The organism is Frigoribacterium sp. 2355 (assembly GCF_054060695.1).
The window spans coordinates 85,398-108,304 of the sequence record NZ_JBSSDL010000002.1 but is presented as its reverse complement, the minus strand read 5'-3'; the positions used below and the strand labels follow the sequence as shown (position 1 = coordinate 108,304).

19 protein-coding genes are annotated in these 22,907 nt (G+C 73.4%); 10 read left to right on the top strand and 9 right to left on the bottom strand.

Annotated features, from left to right (window positions below; all coding sequences use genetic code 11):
* Window position 1: 1 nt before the first annotated feature.
* From ACVJ1F_RS03355 to hxlB, 3 genes are all read right to left on the bottom strand, one after another.
* On the bottom strand, window positions 2-1,765 hold the full coding sequence (locus tag ACVJ1F_RS03355; protein ID WP_456884690.1) for an ABC transporter substrate-binding protein: 1,764 nt from the start codon (window positions 1,763-1,765) through the stop codon (window positions 2-4).
* A 182-nt stretch (window positions 1,766-1,947) separates the two neighbouring features.
* Complete coding sequence (locus ACVJ1F_RS03350) at window positions 1,948-2,886, bottom strand: hypothetical protein (protein ID WP_456884688.1); 939 nt, start codon at window positions 2,884-2,886, stop codon at window positions 1,948-1,950.
* A 146-nt stretch (window positions 2,887-3,032) separates the two neighbouring features.
* Window positions 3,033-3,662: a 6-phospho-3-hexuloisomerase gene (hxlB, locus tag ACVJ1F_RS03345; RefSeq protein ID WP_056046874.1), complete on the bottom strand. Its 630-nt coding sequence runs from the start codon at window positions 3,660-3,662 to the stop codon at window positions 3,033-3,035.
* Window positions 3,663-3,854: 192 nt separating this feature from the next.
* Here hxlB and ACVJ1F_RS03340 point away from each other — a divergent pair, with 192 nt between their 5' ends.
* Window positions 3,855-5,732: a GAF domain-containing protein gene (locus ACVJ1F_RS03340; RefSeq protein WP_456884687.1), complete on the top strand. Its 1,878-nt coding sequence runs from the start codon at window positions 3,855-3,857 to the stop codon at window positions 5,730-5,732.
* 126 nt (window positions 5,733-5,858) lie between these two features.
* On the opposite strand, the gene ACVJ1F_RS03335 is transcribed toward ACVJ1F_RS03340, so the two are convergent.
* Window positions 5,859-6,683 carry a DUF817 domain-containing protein gene (locus ACVJ1F_RS03335; protein WP_456884685.1) on the bottom strand — a complete coding sequence of 275 codons (825 nt, stop codon included), beginning with the start codon at window positions 6,681-6,683 and terminating at the stop codon, window positions 5,859-5,861.
* A 519-nt stretch (window positions 6,684-7,202) separates the two neighbouring features.
* A complete protein-coding gene (locus tag ACVJ1F_RS03330) occupies window positions 7,203-7,517 on the bottom strand; it encodes a hypothetical protein (protein ID WP_043596001.1) in 315 nt (104 codons plus the stop codon).
* Between the two features lie 396 nt (window positions 7,518-7,913).
* Here ACVJ1F_RS03330 and ACVJ1F_RS03325 point away from each other — a divergent pair, with 396 nt between their 5' ends.
* From ACVJ1F_RS03325 to ACVJ1F_RS03305, 5 genes are all read left to right on the top strand, one after another.
* Entirely contained in the window at window positions 7,914-8,702 is a 789-nt protein-coding gene (locus ACVJ1F_RS03325; RefSeq protein ID WP_056046880.1) for a DeoR/GlpR family DNA-binding transcription regulator, read from the top strand.
* Window positions 8,703-8,773: 71 nt separating this feature from the next.
* On the top strand, window positions 8,774-9,742 hold the full coding sequence (locus ACVJ1F_RS03320) for a 1-phosphofructokinase family hexose kinase (protein WP_159825498.1): 969 nt from the start codon (window positions 8,774-8,776) through the stop codon (window positions 9,740-9,742).
* A 33-nt stretch (window positions 9,743-9,775) separates the two neighbouring features.
* Window positions 9,776-11,863: a PTS fructose transporter subunit IIABC gene (locus tag ACVJ1F_RS03315; protein WP_173151645.1), complete on the top strand. Its 2,088-nt coding sequence runs from the start codon at window positions 9,776-9,778 to the stop codon at window positions 11,861-11,863.
* 154 nt (window positions 11,864-12,017) lie between these two features.
* Window positions 12,018-12,794, top strand: coding sequence for a hypothetical protein (locus ACVJ1F_RS03310; protein WP_056046885.1), 777 nt, complete (start codon window positions 12,018-12,020; stop codon window positions 12,792-12,794).
* A gap of 136 nt (window positions 12,795-12,930) precedes the next feature.
* Window positions 12,931-13,698: a gamma-glutamyl-gamma-aminobutyrate hydrolase family protein gene (locus ACVJ1F_RS03305; protein ID WP_456884682.1), complete on the top strand. Its 768-nt coding sequence runs from the start codon at window positions 12,931-12,933 to the stop codon at window positions 13,696-13,698.
* Between the two features lie 145 nt (window positions 13,699-13,843).
* Here the strand turns inward: ACVJ1F_RS03305 and ACVJ1F_RS03300 are convergent, their stop codons facing one another.
* Complete coding sequence (locus ACVJ1F_RS03300) at window positions 13,844-14,623, bottom strand: SDR family NAD(P)-dependent oxidoreductase (RefSeq protein WP_456884680.1); 780 nt, start codon at window positions 14,621-14,623, stop codon at window positions 13,844-13,846.
* A gap of 306 nt (window positions 14,624-14,929) precedes the next feature.
* Between ACVJ1F_RS03300 and ACVJ1F_RS03295 the strand changes: the two genes are divergently transcribed.
* From ACVJ1F_RS03295 to ACVJ1F_RS03285, 3 genes are all read left to right on the top strand, one after another.
* Complete coding sequence (locus ACVJ1F_RS03295) at window positions 14,930-15,967, top strand: methionine ABC transporter ATP-binding protein (protein ID WP_456884678.1); 1,038 nt, start codon at window positions 14,930-14,932, stop codon at window positions 15,965-15,967.
* Window positions 15,964-16,770 (top strand): methionine ABC transporter permease, encoded by an 807-nt coding sequence (locus tag ACVJ1F_RS03290; RefSeq protein ID WP_456884677.1) that lies wholly within the window; start codon window positions 15,964-15,966, stop codon window positions 16,768-16,770. The genes ACVJ1F_RS03295 and ACVJ1F_RS03290 overlap by 4 nt, the downstream gene beginning before the upstream one ends.
* 124 nt (window positions 16,771-16,894) lie before the next feature.
* Window positions 16,895-17,824: a MetQ/NlpA family ABC transporter substrate-binding protein gene (locus tag ACVJ1F_RS03285; RefSeq protein ID WP_456884676.1), complete on the top strand. Its 930-nt coding sequence runs from the start codon at window positions 16,895-16,897 to the stop codon at window positions 17,822-17,824.
* A 153-nt stretch (window positions 17,825-17,977) separates the two neighbouring features.
* On the opposite strand, the gene ACVJ1F_RS03280 is transcribed toward ACVJ1F_RS03285, so the two are convergent.
* Genes ACVJ1F_RS03280 through ACVJ1F_RS03270 form a run of 3 tightly spaced genes read right to left on the bottom strand, consistent with a single transcriptional unit; the run spans window position 17,978 to window position 21,174 of the window.
* Entirely contained in the window at window positions 17,978-18,754 is a 777-nt protein-coding gene (locus tag ACVJ1F_RS03280) for a DeoR/GlpR family DNA-binding transcription regulator (protein ID WP_456884674.1), read from the bottom strand.
* Between the two features lie 48 nt (window positions 18,755-18,802).
* Complete coding sequence (pdxA, locus tag ACVJ1F_RS03275) at window positions 18,803-19,846, bottom strand: 4-hydroxythreonine-4-phosphate dehydrogenase PdxA (RefSeq protein ID WP_056046908.1); 1,044 nt, start codon at window positions 19,844-19,846, stop codon at window positions 18,803-18,805.
* Window positions 19,843-21,174: a four-carbon acid sugar kinase family protein gene (locus ACVJ1F_RS03270; protein ID WP_456884673.1), complete on the bottom strand. Its 1,332-nt coding sequence runs from the start codon at window positions 21,172-21,174 to the stop codon at window positions 19,843-19,845. Before ACVJ1F_RS03270 ends, pdxA begins: the two co-directional genes overlap by 4 nt.
* A 71-nt stretch (window positions 21,175-21,245) precedes the next feature.
* Here ACVJ1F_RS03270 and ACVJ1F_RS03265 point away from each other — a divergent pair, with 71 nt between their 5' ends.
* Window positions 21,246-22,907 (top strand): ABC transporter substrate-binding protein, encoded by a 1,662-nt coding sequence (locus tag ACVJ1F_RS03265; protein WP_236557111.1) that lies wholly within the window; start codon window positions 21,246-21,248, stop codon window positions 22,905-22,907.

Genomic DNA, 22,907 nt, shown 5'->3' with positions numbered 1-22,907 from the left:
GTCACTCCCCCTCGACGAACGCGGCGTTGCTGAGCCGCACGACGCCGTCGGCGTAGGTGGACACCCCGGCGACCTCGTTCGTCAGCGCGGTCAGGCTGCGGGTGCGGTACAGGTAGATCAGCGGTTCGTCCTCCTGCACCTGCGTCACGGCCTCGCCGTAGAGCGCCGCACGCTCGTCGACGTCGATGGACGCGGCGGCGTCGGCCAGCAGCTCGTCGACCCGGGGGTTGCTGTAGCCCGAGTAGTTGTTGCCGCCACCGGTGCGCAGGAAGTTCACCATGTTGCCGTTCGGGTCGACGCGGCCCGACCAGCCGAGCTGCAGCGCGTCGAAGTCGCCGCGCGACTGGACGTCGAGCAGGGTCGAGTACTCGACCGGGGTGATCGACAGGCGGAACCCGCCGTCGGCGACCTGGGCCTGCAACGCCTGGGCGAGGCGCAGCGTGTCGGCGTTGTTGCTGGCCTGGATCTCGATCTCGTAGGGCGTCGTCACACCCGCCTCGGCGAGGAGGCGCTTCGCCCCCTCGGGGTCGTAGCCCGGGCAGGCGTCGCTGGCATCGGTGGCGAACGGACTCGTCGGCGGGATCGGCGAGCAGGCGGTGTCGTTCCACCCGCCGAACACGCTCTGCACCAGCGCGTCCCGGTCGATCGACATGGCCAGCGCCTGACGGACGCGCACGTCGCTCGCCAAGGGGGTGTCGATCTGGACGGGGTCCGTCCCGACGCCGTCCTGGTTGCCGATGTTCACGGTGATGCCCTGGTAGCCGAACGAACCGACCTGCAGCACCGTGAGGCCGTCGTCCGCCATGAGGGAGTCGACGTCCATCGTTGACATCGAGTCGGCGACCTGCACGTCACCCGCACGGACGTTCGCCGCACGGATGCTGGCGTCGGTGATGATGCGGTACGTGATCGAGTCGAGGTGCACGTCCTCGGCGTCGTAGTAGAGCGGGTCGCGCTCGACCGAGATCGAGGTCTGCGGCACGCGGTCGACGAACTTGAAGGGGCCCACGCAGACCGGGGCGTCGCCGAAGTCGTCACCCTCGGCCTCGAGCGCCGTCGGGGACATGATCATCCCCGCGCGGTCGGCGAGGGCCGCGGTGAGCGGGGCGAAGGGGCGCTCGTAGGTCAGGCGCACCGTGTCGTCGTCGAGGGCCTCGACCCCGGTCACCGGGCCGAGCTCGCTGGCCCGCGACGAGTCGGGCTTGTCGAGGTGACGACGCAGCGTCGTGACGACGGCCTGGGCGTCCAACGGGGTGCCGTCCGCGAACACGGCGTCGGTGCGCACGGGGATGTCGACCGTCAACCCGCCGTCCGACAGCGTCGGCAGCTCGGTCGCCAGCAGCGGCACGAGGTCGCCCTCGGCGTCGATGTCGTACAGCTTCTGGCACACGGTCTCCATGACGTAGCGCGTGTAGAGCGACGACGACGTGGTGGGGTCGAGGGCGTCCGGCTCGGCGGACAGCGCCATGACCAGGTCGCCCCCCTCGACGATGGTCCGGTCGCCGATCGGCGCGGTGGTCACGTCGGTCTTGTCGGGCGGGTTCGTCCCGGCGGGTTGCTGCGGGACGCAGGCCGTCAAGGCGAGCGTCGCGGCGGCGGCGAGGGCCGGCAGCGCGAGGGCCCGGCGCAGGCGGCGACGCCCGGCCGGGGAGCTCGCGGCGCGGGTCGCGCTCGCGGCGCGCGCCGTGCTCGCGGCGCGGGCCGTGCTCGCGTCGCGGGTCGCGCCGGCGCTCGCGGCGCGGGTCGGGCGGGGTGGGCGGGCCATCGGGCCTCCGATGCTCGGGTGGTATCGGTCTGTGCGGAGTGGATTGCATACAATCCAGCCGCACGCCCCAGTTTTGTATACGAATTGTTTCGCGCGGGTAAAACGTGGCCCGGCCGGTCCGGCTCCGGCCCGGGTCGCACCGCGAACTGAACGTCGCACCGCCTGTTTGCGCGGTGCGACGCTCAGTAGGCGGCGCGAAGCGGGACGCCGACGCGAAGGAGCTCGGCCCGGAGCTTGACCGGGTGCTCGAGTTCGTCCCAGACCGTCCGGCCGAACCCGCGGACCTCGGGCCGATCACGGATGCGGTCCTCCCGGATCTTCTCGTCGATCACGACCCGAGACGGGGTCCGCCCGTTCCGCCACCGTGCCCGCGTGTACTTCGACAGGCCGTCGAACTCGAGCACGATGCCGAACTCGGGCCACCAGAAGTCGACGACGTCGCGGCCTCCGGCCCACGGGAACGCCTGCTGCAGCACCGGTGGCGGGGCCCCCAGCTGGTGGAGGAGCACTCGACACCACGACTCGCCTGCCGACTCGGCTCCGGCGTCGGCGAAGGTCAGCGCTCGCCGGGCCCCGACTAGCCCGCGAGCCGTCGGCCGGGCGTCGAGGACGGCCGCCAACTCGTCACGGGTGCACGATCGAGCGTGCAGGACACCGTCGAGGGCCGCGACACCGTCACGGAAGGACGACGTCAGGGCGAGGTCGACGGCGGTGCGCGCCGGGGACGTGACCCGCAGGGAACGGACGACCCGAGCCTCCTCGGGTGTGAGCGGTGCCGCGTGACGGACGACTCCGCTCGACGTCTGGGTCGACCGCCGAGCCGGGTCGGTGACGTGCACCTGCTCGGGCCACTCGCCGATGACCGGCACGTCGTGCACGGCTGCCGCCGACCGGTGCGAGACGACGACACGTGCGTCGAGGCGAGCGACGACCGCCTGCACGCGGAGGACGTGACGGCGACGAGGTGTCGACGCCTGCCAGAGGTCGGCCGCGACGTACGTGCCGGTCGCCAGACGTCGGAGTTCTCCTCGCGCTGCGCGTCGACGCAGCGCGGCGGCCTCACGCGTCTGGTGGCCGACGGAGTCGACACGGAGCAGGGGAGGGAGAGGAGGATCGTCCACCCCGACACTGTGCCCGAGATCGTGCGCATGCCTCGAAAGTTGTCCACAGGCCGATGTGGCACCACGAACTGAACGTCGCACCGCCCATCTCGGCGGTGCGACGTTCAGCGGGCGGTGCCGCGAGGAGGCGAGGAGGCGCGGGGCGGCTACTCGAGGTTGGCGTGACGGGGCCAGAGCTCGTCGGCATCGGCACCCGAGCGCTTCCACAGCGCGTGGAAGACGGCGTCACCGAGCAGCACGACGGTCTGCTCGAACAGCCCGCCGGCGTACTGCGACGACGCGGCTCCCGAGCGGTCCTGCTTGTCGGCGGCAGGGACCACGAGCACGGCCTCGGCGAGGTCGGCCAGCGGCGAGTCGGCGGCGGTGGTGATGGCGGCCACCCGGGCGCCGGCGTCGACGGCCGTCCGGGCCGCGGCGACGATGCCGGACGTCGTGCCCGAGCCGCTCGCGGTGAGCAACACGTCCCCGTCGGCGATCGCCGGCGTCGTGACCTCGCCGACGACGTGGACCTCGAGCCCGAGGTGCATCAACCGCATCGCGGTCATGCGGAGGGCGAGACCCGAGCGACCCGCACCGTGGACGAAGACGCGCTCGGCGTCGTCGAGCAGGTCGGCGAAGGCGTCGAGCTGGCCGGACGTGTCGGACGAGTCGTCGCCTCCGGCATCCGCGTCGAGCACCGCCGAGACGGCGGCGTCGACCTCGTCGGCCACGAGCTCGAGGGCGGTGGCGACGGAACCGTGGTCGTCGTCGGGGGTCGTGCTGTCTGCGGGGGTCACGGGTACCAGCCTGCTCGCCCCGCGCCTCCGGCGTCCAGGTTCGGGCCGGCGGTCCGCGGCGACGGGCTCCGGGTGGGGGTGCGACCAGAAGAGGGGCCACCGTCGACCCGCACTGGGGGCAGCCCGGCTGCCGACCGCTGCCTAGCCTGGGACAGGGGGACGAGACACCGAGAGACACCCGAGGAGCACCACGTGACCAGGACGGTCGACACACCCGCGCACCCGACGCGCAGCTACGAGCGGCTGAGGCCTGCCATGCGCCTGTTCTACCTGTGGACGCTCTCGCGTTCCCGTCACGTGCCCTCCCCGCGCGGACGGCCGACCTACCGGGCGGACTCCCCCGACCCCGACACCGTGCTGCTGATCGGCACGGGCCCGACCCACGGCTTCGGCGTGACGAGCCACGAGCAGGCGCTCACGGGTCAGATCGCCAAAGAGACCTCGAAGAGCACCGGTCGCGCGTGCTCCGTCGACTACATCGGCGACGAGATGATGAACGCCGGTTCGGCCCGTTCGTGGATCGGCGACCACGACCTCAGCCTGTACGACACGGTCGTCGTGATGCTCGGCCTCAACGACGCCGTCATGCTCACCCCGCTCGAGGGATGGCAGCGTGACGTGACGACGCTCGTCACCGACCTGACCCGCCGCGTCCACCCGACCGCCCGCATCGTGCTGGTCGGCGTGCAGCCCGTGCGCTCGGTCACGCGGTTCGACAACCCGTTCGGATCGGTCGCCGACCGGCACGCCGCCCGCATGAACGAGATCACCGAACGGATCGCCGCGCAGCACCCGTCGGCCTCGTACTTCCGGCTGCCCCCGGGAGAGCTGCAGCCCGGTCGCCCGCACGGCTGCGAGACGATGTACCGGAAGTGGGGCTCCGTGGTCGCCGACCGGGTGGCCCCGACCCTCGACGTCGTGCGCCGCGGCGAGACCGTCGAGCACATCGGACGCACGTCCGTCGCACCCGTCGTGCCCGAGCGGGTCGCCGCCCAGCTCGAGGTGGCCCGACTGGCGGCGTCGGTGGCCGCACCGGCCCCGGTCGACCCGGTCGTCGCACGGCTCGAGGCCGCGCGGGCGGCCGTCGCCCGACTCGAGGCCGAGCAGGCCGTCGCCCGACTCGAGGCCGAGCAGGCCGTCGCGGCACGCCCGGCGGACGCACCCGCGTCGGCACGCCCGGCGGACGCAACCGCGTCGGCCCCGGCTGCCGCACCCGCACCCGCACCGACCCCGGTGAACGCACCCGCGACCGCCCTCGGAACCGGGGCCACCCCGACGGCCGACACCGCGCCTCCTGCCCGTCCGCGTCGGGCCCTGCCCGAGCCGACCTTCGAGTGGTCGGGAGCCGAGAAGCTGGTCGAGCTCGCGAGCAGCGGCGGGTCGGACACCCTGCAGGACCTCGCCCGCCGAGCCGAGAAGGAGTTCGGCGTCGACGTCGCGGTCGTCTCGCTGCTCGACGGCAAGAAGCTCTACTACGCGGTCAACACCGAGCTGCTGCCGGTCTCGATCCCCCGCGAGCTGACGTTCTGCGACGTGACCGTCGCGGCCGACGCGCCCGTGATCGTCGAGGACGCCCGCAAGGACGACCGGTTCAAGGACAACCCCTACCTCGACCTCAACCACGGGTACTTCTACGCCGGGCACCCGATCCACTCGTCGTCCGGGGAGGCGATCGGCACCTTCTGCCTGCACAACACGCGGCCCCGCAAGGCGAAGAGCGTGTCGTCCGAGAAGCTGGCCGAGTTCGCCCGGCTCGCCGAACTCGAGCTGCAGAGCTACGAGACGGCCGAGGGCGGTCACGACCTGCCGACGATGTACGAGACCCGGGAGGCGGCGGTCGCGGCGGCCGTGTCGGGTCGCGCCCCACAGGCGGCCGCGCTGGCACGGGGCGTGGCCGACGCCGCGGGCGTCGTCGCCGCGCCCCAGCCCGCGGCTACGCCCACGACTGCGCCCACGGCTACGGCTGCGGCTGCGGCTGCGGCTGCGGCTGCGGGCACGGTCCCCGTGGTCGCCGCTGCTGCCGCATCCACCCCGGCCCCCACGCGCGTCGGCCGCCACGCCGCTCCCTGACCGCGACCTGGGGGCGAGGACGCACCACGTCCGCGTCGTCGAACCACCCGAGAGCGTGGTTCGACGACGCGACGGTGGTGCGACCGGCACACCGGCACACCGGCACACCGGCACACCGGCACGCCGTCACGCCGTGGCGGTCGGTGCGGCGCCCTTCCGCTGCTTCAGCCACAACACGAGCATGAAGCTGAAGATCACGAGCACCATCCACGAGCCGATCTTGCTGGGGTGCACGAGGCTCCAGCCGTCGACCTGCGAGGCGTAGGTCCAGGCGCCGAGCAGGGTCGCGGCGTTCTCGGCGACCCAGATGAACAGCCCGATGAGGGCGAACGACACGAGCAAGGGCATGCGGCGGTCGACGCCCCGCACACGGAAGGTCACCGACCGCCGGGCGATCAGCAGCGCGGCGACGCCGAGCAGCACCCAGCGCAGGTCGGCGATCCAGTGGTTCGTGAAGAAGTTGACGTAGAAGCCGACCGCGACGGCCATGGTCGCCGCCATCGGCACGGGGTCGACGCGGAGGTCGAGCCGGCGCCACGCCTGGCAGATGTAGCTCGCGACGGCCGCGTACATGAAGCCGCTGTAGAGCGGCACGTCCCCCAGGCGCAGCAGGCCGGGCTCGGGGTACGACCACGAGCCGATCGCGACCTTGAAGACCTCGAGCCCGAGGCCCAGGACGTGGAAGACGCAGATGACGAGCAGCTCGTCCCGGGTCTCGAGCCGCGTCGCGACGAGGACGACCTGCACGAGCAGGCACCAGATCAGCATCGCGTCGCAGCGCGGCACGCCCACGTCGACCACGCGGGTCACGGCGAGCCCGGCGAAGATCGCGACGGCGAACGCGCACGAGAGGGCCTGGGCGCGGCCGAAGGCCAGCAGGTCGAGCAGGGACTCGCGCGCCCGGGCGACGCGACCCGGACCGTGACGCGGGACGACCTCGACTGCGGACACCGTGCCTCCTCGGGGTTCGTCGTCGGTGCGGGCCGGGTGGCCGCACCGTCGCGCCCCGCGGGTGCGACCTCGTCCACGCTACGAACCCCGAGGAGGCGCGGCGTCCGCCCCGAGGACCACCCGCCTCCCCCGCGGGTCGCGTCCCCGGACACGCGAGAGCCCCCTCGCCGTGCGGCGAGGGGGCTCTCGTGGGGTGCTCGTCGGCGTCCCGCGCTGCGGGTCGCTGGTACGCACCGTCGACGGGCCGGGCGTCAGCCCGTCCGAAGTCGTTCACCGGGCCGGGGCCCGGGACGGTCAGATCTGGTCGTCGTCCACCAGGCCCGCCACGAAGGGGTAGCGGTCGGCCACGTACTCGTGGAGGTCGGGGTGGACGAGGGTGTCGAGCGAGGGAAGTGAGGAGGTCATGGTCTGGCCGTTCAGTCGAGGTCGTCGGTGTCGTCTAGTGCCGTGTCGAAGTAGGACACGTGGTCGCCGAGCTGATCGGCGAGGATGCGCTGTGCGAACGTCATCGTGCCCGCCTCAGGCCGACATCGCGTGGGCCGGGGCGGCCACGAGGAAGTCGGCGTAGGTGGGCTCGTCGACCCGGGGGACGGCCGAGACGGCTGCCGAGATCGGTGCGGCGAGGGCGACGGCCGCGACACGCGCCCGACGGCGACGCGGGTAGGTCTCGATGCGGACGGCCGGCACGCGGGGGTCGCGGCGGTAGAGACCGGCGTCGACGCGACCGGTGGTCGGGCGGGTCGTCGCGGGGCGGGCCGAAGCGACCGTTCCGCGGACGAGGGAGACGAGTTGCTCGTGGCCGAGGCCCTGGAGCGAGGCGCTGCTGGTGTTCATGTTCTTCTCATTTCTGGCGACCCTGCGTCACCTGAGGAACTTGCTGGAACTTCGGGCACCGCCCGTGAAGTCGGTGCCCGTACCGCCGTGAACCGGTACGTCCATCACTGTGACAGGTGGATTGCTAGATGAACTAGCCAAATCGGCAAGAGTGCGCATTGCGGACATAGCTCGGTCGACTCCTGATCGATCTGCGTTCGTCTTCGTTTTTCTGCTTTTGTCTTGTTTTATCTGTGGAACCGACGTACAGTCGGCCCACACGGCACGGAACACCGCCGAACGGACACCAGCACCACCGGCACCGGCACCAGCAGCACCGGCACTAGCACTGGCACTGGCACTGGCACTGGCACTGGCACTGGCACCAGCAGCACCGCGAGACGACGAGGAGGTCGCATGTACGCCACCGAACGGCACGAGTCGATCGCCGAAGCCCTGCGCTCGGCCGGTCGGGTGTCGGTCAGCGATCTCGCCCTGCGTCTCGACGTCACGGCCGAGACGGTCCGCCGAGACCTCGACGCCCTCGAGCAGGCAGGCCTGCTCCAGCGCGTGCACGGCGGTGCCGTCGCCGCCGGCCGCTCCAGCGTGAGCGAACTCAGCCTGAGCGAACGCGAGACCCGGCACAGCCCCGAGAAGACGTCGGTGGCCCAGGCTGCCGCGCACCTCGTGCCGCCGACGTTCACGGGCTCGATCGCCCTCGACGCCGGCACCACCACCGCCGCCGTCGCCGCCGAACTCGCCCGCTGGACGCCGGCGACGCCCGGCACCGTCCTCACCGTCATCACCAACGCCGTCCCGATCGCCGCCTTGTTGCAGCACAGCCCCCACGTCGACCTGCACCTGCTCGGCGGACGCGTCCGCGGGCTGACCAGCGCCGCCGTCGGGACCAGCACGGTCGAGCAGATCCAGGCGCTCCGCCCCGACATCGTCTTCGTCGGCGCGAACGGCGTCAGCGCCGGCTTCGGGCTGTCGACCCCCGACGAGTTCGAAGGCGCCGTCAAGTCGGCGTACGTCCGTGCCGGACGCCGCGTCGTGGCCGTGGTCGACCAGACCAAACACGGCGAGGAGGCGCTGGTGCGGTTCGCGCGCCTGGCCGAGATCGACACCGTGGTCACCGACGCGCCCCCCGCGCCCGACCTGGGCGAGGCCCTCGAGCTCGCCGACGTCGAGGTGATCGTCGCATGAGCGCCCCGACCCCCACGCCCCGCCCCGTCGTGGCCCCGATCGACACCGCCCCGCAGCCAGGAGGCACCCGCATGATCCTCACCGTCACCGCGAACCCCTCGCTCGACCGCACGATCGAGCTGCCGGGCACCCTGCAGCGCGGGGCGGTCCAGCGCTCGGTCAGCACGACCGACGAGCCCGGCGGCAAGGGCGTCAACGTGTCCCGGGCCCTGGCGGCGTCGGGTGCCGAGACCGTGGCCCTGCTGCCCGGCGCCCTCGACGACCCGGTCCTCGTCGCCCTGCGCGAGCGGGGCGTGCCCACCGTCAACCTGCCGATCGGGCAGCGCCTCCGGGCCAACGTCACCCTGACCGAACCCGACGGAACGACCACCAAGATCAACGAGCTCGGCCCCGACCTCGGCTCTCACGTGGACGAACTCACGGCCCTCGTCGTCGAACACGCGGCCCTCGCCTCGTGGCTGGTGCTCGCCGGCTCGCTGCCGCCCGGCCTGCCGACGACCTGGCTGGCCGACGTCGTCCGGGCCGTGCGCGCCTCCTGCGGTGACGCCGCCCCGCGCATCGCGGTCGACTCGTCGGGCGAGCCGTTCGCCGCCCTGATCGCGTCGGGCGTCGGCATCGACCTCGTCAAGCCCAACGCCGACGAGCTCGCCGAGATCGTCGGCGGCGACCCCGAGGCGTACGAGGCCGACCCGGCCTCGGCCGTCGCCGGGGCCCGACGCCTGCGCGAGCTGGGCGTCGAGACCGTGCTGCTCACCCTCGGCAGCGCGGGCGCCCTGTTGATCGACGACGAGGGCTCGTGGTTCGCCGCCGCCCCCGTCATCACCGCCCTGAGCACGGTGGGCGCCGGCGACTCGTCGCTGTCGGGCTACCTGCTCGCCGAGACCGCCGGGGCCCCCGCCCCGGCCCGCCTCGCCCAGGCCGTCGCGTCCGGAGCCGCCGCCGCGGCCCTGCCCGGCAGCATCGTCCCCCGCCTCGACCAGACCTTCCCTGACGACATCGACGTCGTCCCGGTGGCCCCCGCGGCCGTCGGGCACCTCTGAGCAGCGTCGCCCAACCCCAAGGAGCAGAACAGCATGTCATCCCTCATCAGCACCGACCTCGTCGGTCTCGACGAAGACCTGGGCGGCACGTCGACCGACGTCATCCGCGCGCTGGCCGCGCGCGTCGCGGCCTCGGGCCGCGCCGGCTCGGCCGATTCGCTCGCCGACGACGCCATCAAGCGTGAAGCCTCGGTCGGCACCGGCGTCCCCGGCGGCATCGCGATCCCCCACGCGCGGTCGGCCTCGGTCACCGAGCCCACCCTCGCCTTCTCCCGGCTCGCGCGCACGGTCGGCTTCGGAGCCCCCGACGGCGACGCCGACATCGTCTTCATGATCGCGGTGCCCGAGGGCGCCGACGGCGACCACATGACGGTCCTCTCGACCCTCGCCCGCGCCCTCATCCGCGACGACTTCACCGCCGCCCTCCGCGCCGCGAAGACGCCCGCCGACATCGTGCAGCTCGTCGACGACGAGGTCAGCGGCGAGGTCGCCGAGACGCGCGGCGCCACCGCCGCCTCCGCGGCCGGGGCGACCAGCGCCTCCTCGTCCGCGGCCGACGCCACGGGCGACGGCGCGCGGCGCCCGAAGCTGGTCGGCGTCACCGCCTGCCCCACCGGCATCGCCCACACCTTCATGGCCGCCGACGCCCTCGTCGCCGCGGCGAAGCGCCTCGGCGCCGACCTGCAGATCGAGCCGCAGGGCTCGGGCACGGTCACCCCCCTCGACCCGGCCGTCATCGCCGAGGCCGACGCCGTGATCTTCGCCGTCGACGTCGACGTGCGCGACCAGGGCCGCTTCGCCGGCAAGCCCGTCGTCCGCGGACCGGTCAAGCGCGGCGTCGACGCTCCCGACGCCATGGTGAAGGAGGCGCTGGCCGCCGCCAAGGACCCGAACGCCGCCCGCGTGGGCGGCACGGCCGGTGCCGCCGGTGCCGCCGCGGGTTCCGCCACCGAGAAGCAGGGCTTCGGCTCGTCGCTCAAGCGCTGGTTGCTGACCGGCGTCTCGTACATGATCCCGTTCGTCGCCGGTGGCGGCCTGCTGCTCGCCCTGGGCTTCCTGCTCTCGGGTTACGAGATCGCCGGCAACGCCGCGACCGTGCTGACCGACTACTCGCTCGTGAACCTGCCGCCCGAGGGCCTGATCTACTTCCTCGGTGCCGCCGCGTTCCAGATCGGCAACCTGTCGATGGGCTTCCTCGTCGCCGCCCTGGCCGGTTACATCGCCTACGCCATCGCCGATCGACCCGGCATCGCCCCCGGTTTCGTCGCCGGTGCCGTCGCGGTCTTCATGGGGGCCGGCTTCATCGGCGGTCTCGTCGGTGGTCTGCTCGCCGGCTTCGCCGCCTACTGGATCGGCAAGCCCGACGTGCCCCGCTGGCTGCGCGGCCTGATGCCCGTCGTGATCATCCCGCTGCTCGCGTCGATCTTCGCCTCGGGCCTGCTCGTGCTCGTGCTCGGCGGCCCGATCGCCGCCCTGACCGTCGCCCTGACCGACTTCCTCAACGGCCTCAGCGGCACCGGGGCGATCGTCCTCGGCGTCATCCTCGGCCTCATGATGTGCATCGACCTCGGTGGTCCGGTCAACAAGGTCGCCTACTCGTTCGCCGTCGCCGGCCTGTCGGCGGGCTCCATCAGCGACAACCCCGCTCCGCTGATGATCATGGCCGCCGTGATGGGTGCCGGCATGGTGCCGCCGCTGGCCATGGCCCTCGCGTCGACCGTCCTCTACCGAAAGGGCTTCTCGCAGGTCGAGCGCTCCAACGGCACGGCCGCCTGGCTGCTGGGCGCCTCGTTCATCTCCGAGGGCGCGATCCCCTTCGCCGCGGCCGACCCGCTGCGCGTGATCCCCGCCAGCATGGTCGGAGGCGCGGTGACCGGAGCCATCTCGATGGCCGCCGGCGTCACGTCGCAGGCCCCCCACGGTGGCATCTTCGTGTTCTTCGCGATCGGCAACCTGGGCATGTGGGCGTTGGCGATCGTCGCCGGCACCGTCGTGAGCGCGTTCGTGCTCGTCCTCCTGAAGAAGTTCGTCCGCCGGGGTGCGGCCGCCGGGGCCGACGCGTCGGCCGAGGCCGCCGAGGCCGGTTCGGTCGTCGGCCAGCGCAGCCCCGTCGCCGCGTAGCAGCGACGCGGCCCCGCACCGACGCCGTCGAGGCGACCACACGAGGAGGCGCGTTCCGGGAAGTCCCGGAGCGCGCCTCCTCGGCTGTGGACGAGCCGCGGACGGGCGGCCGCGTCCTCTACCCTGGCGTGAGCAACCGATTGGACCCCACGCCGTGACCGACATGAGCCTGAGGCTCCCCACCACCCATTTCCGTGCCGTGTTCGACCTGGGCCAGCGCCCGGCCGCGCAGACGCCGCTGCCGACCGCGCTCGGCAAGCCCAACCTCTACGCCGAGTACGACGACGACGACCTGATCACCGCCCTGTACGTCGGCTACGAGACCGGACAGGTGCACCTCGAGACCACGCCCTCGGGCGACGTCGAGCACCACTTCCACCTCGCGAACGGTGACGACAGCGACCTCAGCCCCTTCGGCGTCGCCGACACGCGGGTGCTCGTCGAGTGGTCGACCCGGCTGATAGTCGACCTGCACCGCCGCATGCCCGACCTGCTCGACGAGGTCGACGAGGCGGCGGCCTGGCACGACGCCGGCTTCGACCTCTACGTCTGCGAGGTCGAAGAACCACGCAAGCTCGACCTGGTCGAGGTCGACATCGAGGGCGAGCTGCTGACCCTGCCCTGGCTCGGCTCGGGTGCCGTCGAACACGACCACATCGAGGGCGACGACCACCCGATCGCGCTGACCTGGACGCCCCAGGGCGCGTCCGAGGGCGTGCCGATCGCCGAGGCCTGGCTCGACCCCCGGACCGACCAGCCCCGGACGAAGGCCCTGCCCGGCGTCGACTGGGAGGCCGTGGGCTGGGGTCGCGACGAGGTGCTGCCCTGGCTCGAGGCGATCTACATGAACCACCACGTGCTGCCCGACGCGGCCGGCACGATCCTCACGGGCGTGCTCGAACGGCTGGGCGGGATCGACGGCACCGACTAGCCGGGGGCCTTCGGCCCTCGGCCCTCGGCACAGCGTTTCGTGCACGGCACCGCGTCTCGTCGCGGTGCGGTGCACGAAACGCGGTGCGAAGCGCTGCGGTGCGGTGCGGTGCGGCCGGGGCTGCCAGGATGGCGCGATGAGCGACTCGCCCGCACCGCGCCTCCTGAACCTGTTGCTCCTCGACGTCACCGACGAGGCCCGCGACGACCCCGCGTTCGAGCGCGAGCTCGACGCCCTGTCCACGTCGGTGGTCGCCGCCGCCGAGCAGGTCGGGTTCACGGTGCGCCGGGTGCCGGCCAACCGGCTCGGCGACGTGCGCGCCGCCCTCGCCGAGGCGGACGCGGTGCTCGTCACCGGTGGCGAGGACGTCGACCCGAGCCACTACGGCGGTCCCCTCGACCACCCGGGGCGGGGCCAGACCTTCGCCGACGCCGACCGGGTGCAGATCGAGGTGGTGCGCGGGTCCGTGGAGGCGCGGCTGCCGCTGGTCGGCATCTGTCGCGGCATGCAGGTGGTCGACGTGGCCCTCGGCGGCGACCTCGTGCAGCACCTCGAGCACCCCGGCCACGTGAACCCGGACGACGTCTCGGACAGCATGGTCGACCACCCGGTCCGCCTCGCCGACGACAGCACCCTCGCCTCGATGCTCGGCACGACGTCGCTGGTCGTGCGCAGCTCGCACCACCAGGCGGTGGGACGCCTGGGCGAGGGACTGCGCGCGGTGGCCTGGGCCGACGACGGCACGGTCGAGGCCGTCGAGCACGTCACGGCTCCGGTGTGGTGCGTCCAGTGGCACCCCGAGGACCGCGGGGCCACCGGCACGGTGCTGACCGACCTGCTCGTCGCGGCGCGCGACGCCGCCCTCGGTCGAGCCGGCGACCGGTCGCGTCGCACCGCCGACTGAGCGTCGCACCACCGATGTGGGCGGTGCGACGTCCAGTGGGCGGTGCGTTGCTCGACCGCGGTGGGCGGGCCGGTGGCCGGGCCCGGGGCCGGGCCCGCGGGCCGGGGCCGGGGCCGGGGCAGGACCCGGGGACCCGGCCCGGCTCCTAGCGCTCGCGCACGATCAGGGCCGAGGCCGCGGTCACGAGCCGCCGGGGCAGGAACCGGTGCGCCTGGGCACCGATCGCGTTGCCGAGCCCGCTGACCACGACGGCACGGCGACGACGCACGGCCCGCAGCGCCGCGGTGACGACCTGCTCGGGCGTCTGGCGGCCGCTCGTGAGGAAGTCGCTCCCGGTCGCGGCGAAGAAGCCGGTCTCGGTCGCGCCCGGGCAGAGGGCCGTGACGGTGACGCCCGACCCCCGCACCTCGGCGTGCACCGCCTCGCTGAACGAGAGCACGAACGACTTGGTCGCCCCGTAGACCGCCATCGTCGGGATCGGCTGGAAGGCCGCGGTCGAGGCGACGTTGACCACCGTGCCGCGGCGTCGCTCGACCATGCCCGGCAGCAGCGCGCGCGTGAGCGCGACCACCTGCGAGCAGTTGAGGTGCACCTGCGCCAGGACGGCAGCGGGGTCGGACTCGACGAACGCCCCGTGGGAGCCGACGCCGGCGTTGTTCACCAGCACGTCGATCGCGCGGTCGCCGACGGCGGCCAGCACGGTCTCGACCCCCTCGGGCGTCGACAGGTCGGCGACCACGGCCGTGAACGACCCGGAGGCGCGGGTCGCCACGAGCTCGGCCCTCACCTGCTCGAGACGGTCGCCGCTGCGCGCCACGATCACCACGTCGTGGTCGGGGGCGAGCCGCCGGGCGAACTCAGCGCCGATGCCGCCGGAGGCGCCGGTGACGAGTGCGGTGGGCAGGGACGTGGTGGGTGCGGGCATGTCGCCCATCCTGCCGCGCCCGCCGTCGGAGGAGGTCGCACCACGCTCGCGTGGTCGAACCACCCCGGGGGCTGGTTCGACCACGCGAGCGTGGTGCGACCGGCCCCCGCAGCCGGGCCCCGCAGCCGGCGCCCGCAGCCGGGCCCCGCAGCCGGGCCCCGCTGCCGGGCCCCGCGGCGGGGCGGTGCGACACACGGCGTCACGCGGCGACGCATGACGTGACACGTCCTCGCGAACGCGACCCGCGCCTCCTTATGCTCGGCGACACCCCGAACCCACCACCTCAGCCGACACCCTGGAGCCCCCATGATCAGCCTCGAGCAGCTGACGAAGGTCTACGAGACCGGATCGCACCGCACGACCGTCCTCGACCGCGTCGACTTCCGGGTCGACACCGGCGAGATCGCCGCGGTCGTCGGCCCGAGCGGCGCCGGCAAGAGCACCTTGGCCCAGTGCGTGACGCTGCTCGAACGACCGACCTCGGGCTCGGTCGTCGTCAACGGCGACGACCTGACCCGGCTCGGCGAGCGCGACCTGCGGGTCGCACGCCGTCGGATCGGCACGGTGTTCCAGTCGGACGGTCTCTTCGGCCGTCGGACCGCCGCACAGAACGTGGCCCTGCCGCTCGAGTACCTGGGCGTGACCAAGGCCGAGACGGGGCGACGAGTCGCCGAGCTGCTCGACCGTGTGGGGCTCGGCCACCGTGCCGACGCCCGGCCGCACGAGCTCTCGGGCGGCCAACGCCAGCGCGTCGGCATCGCCCGGGCCCTCGCCCTGCGGCCGACCGTGCTGCTCTCGGACGAGGCGACGTCGGGCCTCGACCCCGCCTCGACCACCTCGATCGTCGACCTGCTGCGCGAGTTGCGTGACGACCTCGGCCTGTCGATCCTGTTCGTCACCCACGAGATGGACACCGTGCTGCAGATCGCCGACACCGTCGCGCGCCTCGACCACGGACGCATCGTCGAACGGGGTCGCGTGCTCGACCTGCTGCGCGACCCCGCGTCGGCGCTCGGTGCGGCGCTGCGACCGACCCGACCGGCGGCCGGCGCCCCCGACGGCTCCCGCACCTGGCGCCTCGACTACGTCTCGGCCGACGTGCCGACCGACTGGCCGACCACGCTCGGATCGGCCCTGGGGTCGCCCGTGTCGCTGCTCGGAGCCTCGATCGAGACCCTGGGAGGCGCGACCGTCGGGCACGCGACCGTCGCCGTCCCCGAGGCGGTCGCCTCGCGCCTGCCCGGGGTCGCCGCCGCACTCGGGCTCACCGCCCGCTCCCTCGACCCGACCCCGGCGTCCACGCCGGCGCCCACGCCCACGCCCGAACAGGAGCTCGTCCGATGAGCGTCGCCAGCACCGTCGCGCCGATCGCGACGACCGTCCTCGCGTCGGGCACGAGCCCGTCGACCGCGTACGACAACTCGGTGCCGGGGGCGCAGATCCCCGCCCTGGTGCTCCCGGCACTCGGCGACACGTTCGTGATGGTGGGCATCGTGATGGCGATCGTCGTGCTGGTCGGGGTGCCGCTCGGAGCCCTGGTGCACAACCTCGGCCCCGCGGGCCTCGTGCCGAACGCGCCGGTGCACACGGTGCTCAGTGCCGTCATCAGCATCGGACGCTCGCTGCCGTTCTTGATCCTGATGGCGTCGATCGTCCCGTTCACCCGGTTCGTGACCGGCACCAACATCGGCATCGCGGCCGCGGTGGTGCCGATGTCGATCGCCGGCATCGCCTTCTTCACCCGCATCGTCGAGAACTCCCTGCGGAGCGTCCCGAGCGATCGGGTGCGCGTGGCGACCGCGAGCGGGGCGTCCCGCCTGCAGATCGTCCGCACCGCACAGCTGTCCGAGGCGCTGCCCGGCCTGATCGGGGGTCTCACGATCAACACGATCGCGATGATCGAGTACTCCGCCATCGCCGGCACCATCGGCGCCGGCGGCATCGGCTACGTCGCCGTCACCTACGGCTACCAGCGCTTCGACCACACCGTGATGATCGTCACGATCGTGTTGCTCGTCGCGACGGTCGCGGCCGTCCAACAGCTCGGCGACCTCGCCGTGCGGGTGACGAGCCCCGAACCGCTCCGCCGGCGCCGCTGGTGGCGGCGCCGCGCGACCGACCTGCCCCCGGTGGCCGCCGCGGTCTGAGCCGCACCGCGCCTCCCCGTTCCCCCCTGCGGTCCCGCACCGCGCCTCCCCGTTCCCCCCTGCGGTCCCGCACCGCGCCTCCCCCCACCCGCAGGCGCCGCCTGCCCCCTCCCGAAGGACAGCCATGCCCGAGAACACCCCCACCCCCGCACCCGGCACCCCGTCCGTCACGGACGACCACGGCTTCGAGCTGAGGCGTCGTCGCCGCTGGCCCTGGATCGCCGGAGGCGCGGTGGCGGTCGTCGCCGTCGCCGCCGCCGCGATCGTCGTGCCCCTGACCGCGCCCGCGGGGCCGGCCGTCGCCGAGGCCGGGGCGACGCTGACCGTCGCCACCGCCGAGGGCAACGCGTCCGAGCAGGCCCTCGTGCAGTTCGTCGCCGACGAGGTCGCCCCGAAGTACGGCATCACCGTCGCCTTCACGGGCCTGAGCGACAGCAACACGATCAACCGGGCCGTCAGCGAGGGCGAGATCGCCGGCACGGTGTACCAGCACGAACTCTGGCTGGACCAGGTGCTCGCCTCGAACCCGGACTTGCGGGAGGAAGCGGCGACGCCGGTGTTCCGCTGGGGCTTCGGCCTCTGGTCGTCGACGTACACCGATCCCGGCCAGCTGCCCGACGGTGCCACGGTGTCGCTGTACTCCGACCCGGCCAACGAGGCCCAGGGGCTCTGGGTGCTCGAGCGCGCCGGCCTCATCACGCTGAAGGACGGCGTCGACAAGGCACACGCCACCCAGGACGACATCGCCTCGAACCCGAAGGACCTGCAGTTCACCCTGCTCGACTTCGCCGCGCAGTCGCGGGCCCTGCCCGACCTCGACGCAGCCGTCGGCTACACCGAGTACTACCTCGCCGCCGGCGTGCCGATCGAGCAGCAGATCTTCGCCCCCGCCGCACCGGACGAGTTCGCCGGCCAGCTCACCATCGGCAGCGACTACGCCGACGAGGACGCCGTGAAGAAGCTCGTCGCCGCCTTCCAGGACCCGGCCGTGCAGGAGTTCCTCGCGACCGATCCCCGCGTGAAGGGCATCCTGCTGCCGCTCCACGCGGAGTAGGTCGCACCGCGGAACGAGTCGCACCGCCGAATGGACGTCGCACCGCCGAAACGGGCGGTGCGACATTCATCCGGCGGTGCGACACGGGCGCGCCGGCGTGCGGGCCGGGCGTGCAGGCCAGCGCACCGGCGGGCGGGCCCGCGGGCGTCCGGCTCAGCCGGCGGGCGCGACGACCACGTCGACGCCGGCGGCCGCGAACTCGGCCAGAGCCTCGGGCGTGGCGGTGGCGTCGGTCACGAGCGTCCAGCCCTCGGGCAGCGCCGCGCGGGCGTGGAACGTCGCGCGACCGAGCTTCGACCCGTCGGCCAGCACGTAGACGCGTTCGGACTGCCGGCACATCAGCTCTTTGAGCCGGGTCTGCACGAGGTCGGCCTCGACCACGTGGCCCGAGGCGAGCACGCCGTCGGCGCCGAGGAACACCCGGTCGAAGGTCAGGCGCTCGAGGGCGGCCTCGGCCAGCGGCCCGACGAAGCCCTGGCTGGCCGGGCGCAGCGTGCCGCCGAGGCACTCGAGGTGGATGCCGTCCGAGTCGGCGAGCTGCTGGATCACGGCGATCGAGGTGGTGGCGACGGTCGCGACGAGACCCGAGCGCGCCTCCCGGGCGAGGGCCGCGACCGACGAACCGGCGTCGAACAGCAGCGTCTCGCCGTCGTGGACCAGCGTGCGGGCGTGCCGCGCGATCTCGGCCTTGGCCACCCCGGCCTCGAGGTTGCGCTGACGGAAGGTCGGCTCGGCACCGGGGGCACCGAGCGGCATGGCACCGCCGTAGGTGCGGGCGATCTCGCCGCGCCGGGTGAGCTCGGCGAGGTCGCGGCGGATGGTCGACGGGGTCACCTCGAAGCGACGACTCAGCTCGTCGACGCTCGCCAGGCCGGTGGTGTGGGCCAGGTCGACGATGTCGCGGCGTCGCTCGCGTGCCGTGGTGCTCATGCGGTGGTGCTCATGCGATGGCCGTCCTGATCGGTGGGGCGGGCGGCGTCACGCCGACGACGCACCGACCCGGGCGGCGTCAGCCGGGCTGGGCGACATCTCGACCGCCTGGCGCAACGCCTCGATCATGCTACCGACGGCCACGACGCCGGTGCCGGCGATGTCGAACGCGGTGCCGTGGTCGACCGAGGTGCGGATCACGGGCAGTCCGACGGTGATGTTGACCCCCGCCTCGATGCCGAGCACCTTCACCGGGCCGTGGCCCTGGTCGTGGTACATCGCCACGATGAGGTCGTAGTCGCCGCGGCCGCCGAGGAAGAACGCGGTGTCGGCCGGCAGCGGCCCGACGGCGCGGATGCCGTCGGCCTGGAGCACCTCGAGGGCCGGGGTGATCTTCTCGGCCTCCTCGCCGTAGCCGAAGAGCCCGTTCTCGCCGGCGTGCGGGTTGATCGCGCAGACGCCGATCCTGGGGTCGTCGACGCCGGCCCGGCGCAGCGCCTCCCAGCCGCGGCGCACGGTGCGCTCGACGAGACCGGGCTCGATCTTCGCGATGGCGTCGATCAACCCGATGTGGGTCGTCACGTGGATCACCTTGATCTTGGGCGTCGAGAGCATCATCGACACCTCGCCGACGCCCATGAAGTGCGCCAGCAGCTCGGTGTGGCCGGGGAACACGTGGCCGGCCTCGTGCAGCGCCGCCTTGTTCAGCGGGGCGGTGCAGATGCCCTGCACGAGACCGGCCATGCCGAGCTCGCAAGCGATGCGGATGTACTCGTACGCCGCGTGGCCGGCCTCGGCCGAGACGGCGCCCCAGGGCAGGTCGGCCGAGAGCAGGTGCGGGTCGACGACGTTGATGCGGCCGGGGGTGAAGACGGCGTCGGCGGGCCCGTCGACCTCGACGATCTCGGCGTCGACCCCGAGCGCGGCGGCGCCGAGCCGCAGGCGGTGGGCGTCCCCGACGACGACCGGTCGCGCGTCGCGGTAGGCGGCCTCGTCGAGCAGTGCGCCGACGGTGACCTCGGGTCCGACGCCGGCGCCGTCGCCCATGGTGACGGCGATGAACGGCCGCGTGTCGGGGGTCGTCGTGGTCATGGGGTTCTCCGTTTCGTGGGGGCGCCGGACGCTGCCGACGCGGTGAGGTCCTGGGGGTCGGCGCCGGCGCGCGTGCGGCGCACCAGGTCGACGAGGTCGGCGAGCACGGTCGGGCCGCCGAAGCTGCCGGGCTTGGTGGCGACGAGCCGGTCGTCGCCCGCGGCCCCCCGCCCGTCGCCCGCGAGGCTGAGGACGGCGCCGTGCTCGAGTTGGGTGAGCGGCCGCAGGGTGGTCGTCGTGAGCCGGTCGAGCACCGCGCGGGCGGTCTCGCCACCGGTCAGCACGAGGTCGAGCTCGACGTCGGCGTCGATCCGGGCGACGACCTCGGCGAGGGCCGCCGATCCGACGAGCGGGTCGGGCAGGCGCCGGGCGGTGACCGTCAGCACGGCGACGGACGACCGGGACAAGGAGGCGCGGGCCGCGTCGACGAGGAGGCCGGCGTCGTCCGCCGGGTCGAGCACGTGCACGTCCGCACCGGTCGCGGCGAGCGCGTCGGCGTGGCCCCGGGCCACCTCGGCGGCCGAACCGACCACGACGAGGACGGGCCGCTCGGCCCCGGCCCCGTCGCGGGGCCCGGCCTCGTCGCGGGGCGCGGCCTCGTCGCGGGCCCCGGCCTCGTCCGACGCGTGAAAACCGGCCTCCGGGCTCGACTCCGGAGCGACCGCGTCGGCCAGGGCGGCGGCGAGCGCCGCGCTGCCCGCGAGGGCGACGGGCCGTCGGACTCCGGGAGCGGCGACCAGTCGGAGGACGGCGTCGACCACGGCGGCGAGGTCGTCGTCGGTCTCGGCGTCGACCAGGAGCACCGCTCCCCCGGCGAGGGCGGCGTCGAGGTGCACCGCGGACGCGTCCGGCCCCGACCGCACGACGTCGAGGCCGACGAGCACCGTCGGCCGGTCGACGAGTTCGGCCAGGGTCGAGGGGGCGCCGTGCGGTTCGAGATGCCAGAACGGCGTCTCGGCGAGCGGTCGCCCGTCCACCAGGGGCCGCCCGTGGACGACGGTGCGCCCGAGGGCGGGCAGCGCGCCGGCCACGACGAGGTCGTACCCGCGGGCGGCCAGGGCCTCGAGCTCGGGCCCGACGTGGCCACGCCACAGGGAGTCGGTCTTCTTGAGCACGAGGGCGCCGGCCGTCAGGGGCAGCGTGTCGATCGCGACCCGCGCCTCCTCGGCGGTGCCGGAGCGGGTGCCGACGTCGACGACCGTGACCGCCGCGGCGGGACCCGCCGACACGCCGAGCGAGACCACGGTCTCGTGACCGCGCAGCCGGAACTGCTCGGCGGTCTCGGCGGCGCCGGAGAGGTCGTCGGCGATGACGGTGATCGGGCTCATGATGCCGCCATCCTGACACGACTGCGCGTTATGCGCCACTGGTCTTGCGCGAAACGCGCAGCGGTGGCACAGTGTCATCCAGCCCGGACGAGGGCGTCGCAGCGCTGCGGGACCGGGCGCCGTCGACCTCGTCGAACCCCTGGATCGAGAGGTCGATGATGACCGTTCCGTTCGCGGACCACGAGATGTCTCGCCGCACCCTGCTCCGCTGGGGTGCCGCGGCCGGCCTCTTCGTGACCGCCACCAGCCTCGCCGGCTGCGCCGGACCGACCGGGTTGCCCGGACCCGGCACGCTGACCCTGGCCCTCAACCGCTCGCTGGTCAGCCTCGACAACAAGCTGAACCAGTTCGACGCGGCCGTCACGGTGCAGCGGGCCGTGCGCCAGGCCCTCACGCAGATCGGCCCCGACATCACGCCCGAGCTCGTGCTCGCCGAGAGCTTCGAGCCGACGAGCGACACGCAGTGGACGGTCCGACTGCGCGAGGGCGTGCGCTACTCGGACGGGACGCCCGTCACGGTGGCCGACGTCGCCACCGCGCTGCAGATGTACGAGCAGGTGCAGGGCTCGTTCGTCGCCAGCTTCTTCCCCGAGTTCCCGACCGTGACCGCGATCGACGAGCGCACCTTCACGCTCGACTCGTCGCAGCCGATCCCGGTGCTCGACGCGTTGATGAGCAACATCCTGATCACCCCGGCCGCGGCGAACAAGCCGGAAGAGCTGCAGGACGGCGTGGGCAGCGGCCCGTTCGTCGTCACCCGGTTCAACCGCGGCGCCGGCACCTACAGCCTGAGCCGCAACGAGCAGTACTGGGGCGAGGCGCCGGGCGTCGACCGGGTCGAGGTGCGGTTCCTGCCCGAGGAGTCCAGCCGCGTGATCGCCCTGCGCAGCGGAGAGGTCGACGTGATCGACTCGATCACGCCCGACTCGGCGACCCAGTTGCAGGGCCTGCCCGGCATCGTCCTCGACGAGGCCTCGAGCCTGCGCATCAACCAGATCTTCTACAACTTCCGCAAGCCCGAGGGGCACCCGCTGGCCGACGCCCGGGTGCGCGAGGCGCTCAGCCACGCGATCGACGGCCGGGCGCTCGTGCGCGACGTGCTGACCGACTCGGTCACGCAGGCCGACGGCGTCGTGCCGCCGAGCCTGCTCGGCTACGCCAAGACGGGCGAGTACACCTACGACCCCGACCTCGCCCGCCGCACGCTCGCCGAGCTCGGGGCGAGCGACCTCACGTTGCGCATCATCTGGGAGACCGGCGAGTTCGCCGGCGACACCTTCATCATGGAGGCGCTCGTCGAGATGTTCGGCGCGATCGGCGTGCGGACCACGCTGCAGCAGTTCGAGCCCGGCGGCGACATCCTCCAGTGGCGCCAGGGCAAGGCCGGCGACTGGGACCTGCTCGGCAACGGCTTCTCGGCCCCCACCGGCCTCGCGCTGACCATCCTGCAGGGCATGTACGCGGGCACCGCCGAGAAGGAACAGACCCGCGACACGTACCAGGGCTACGTGCAGCCCGACGTGGCCGAGGCGATCGCCCGGGCGTCGACCGAGCCGGACGCGACCCTGCGCCAGCAGCGGCTCGCCGAGGCGCAGCAGGCGGCCTGGGACACCTGGCCCTGCGCCTGGGCCTTCGTGCCCAAGTCGGTGCTCGCCCGTCGCGAGCGGGTCGAGCGCCTCGCCCTCGCGTCGTCCAACACGTATCCGCTCGCCGACGTCCGACTGGGGGCCTGA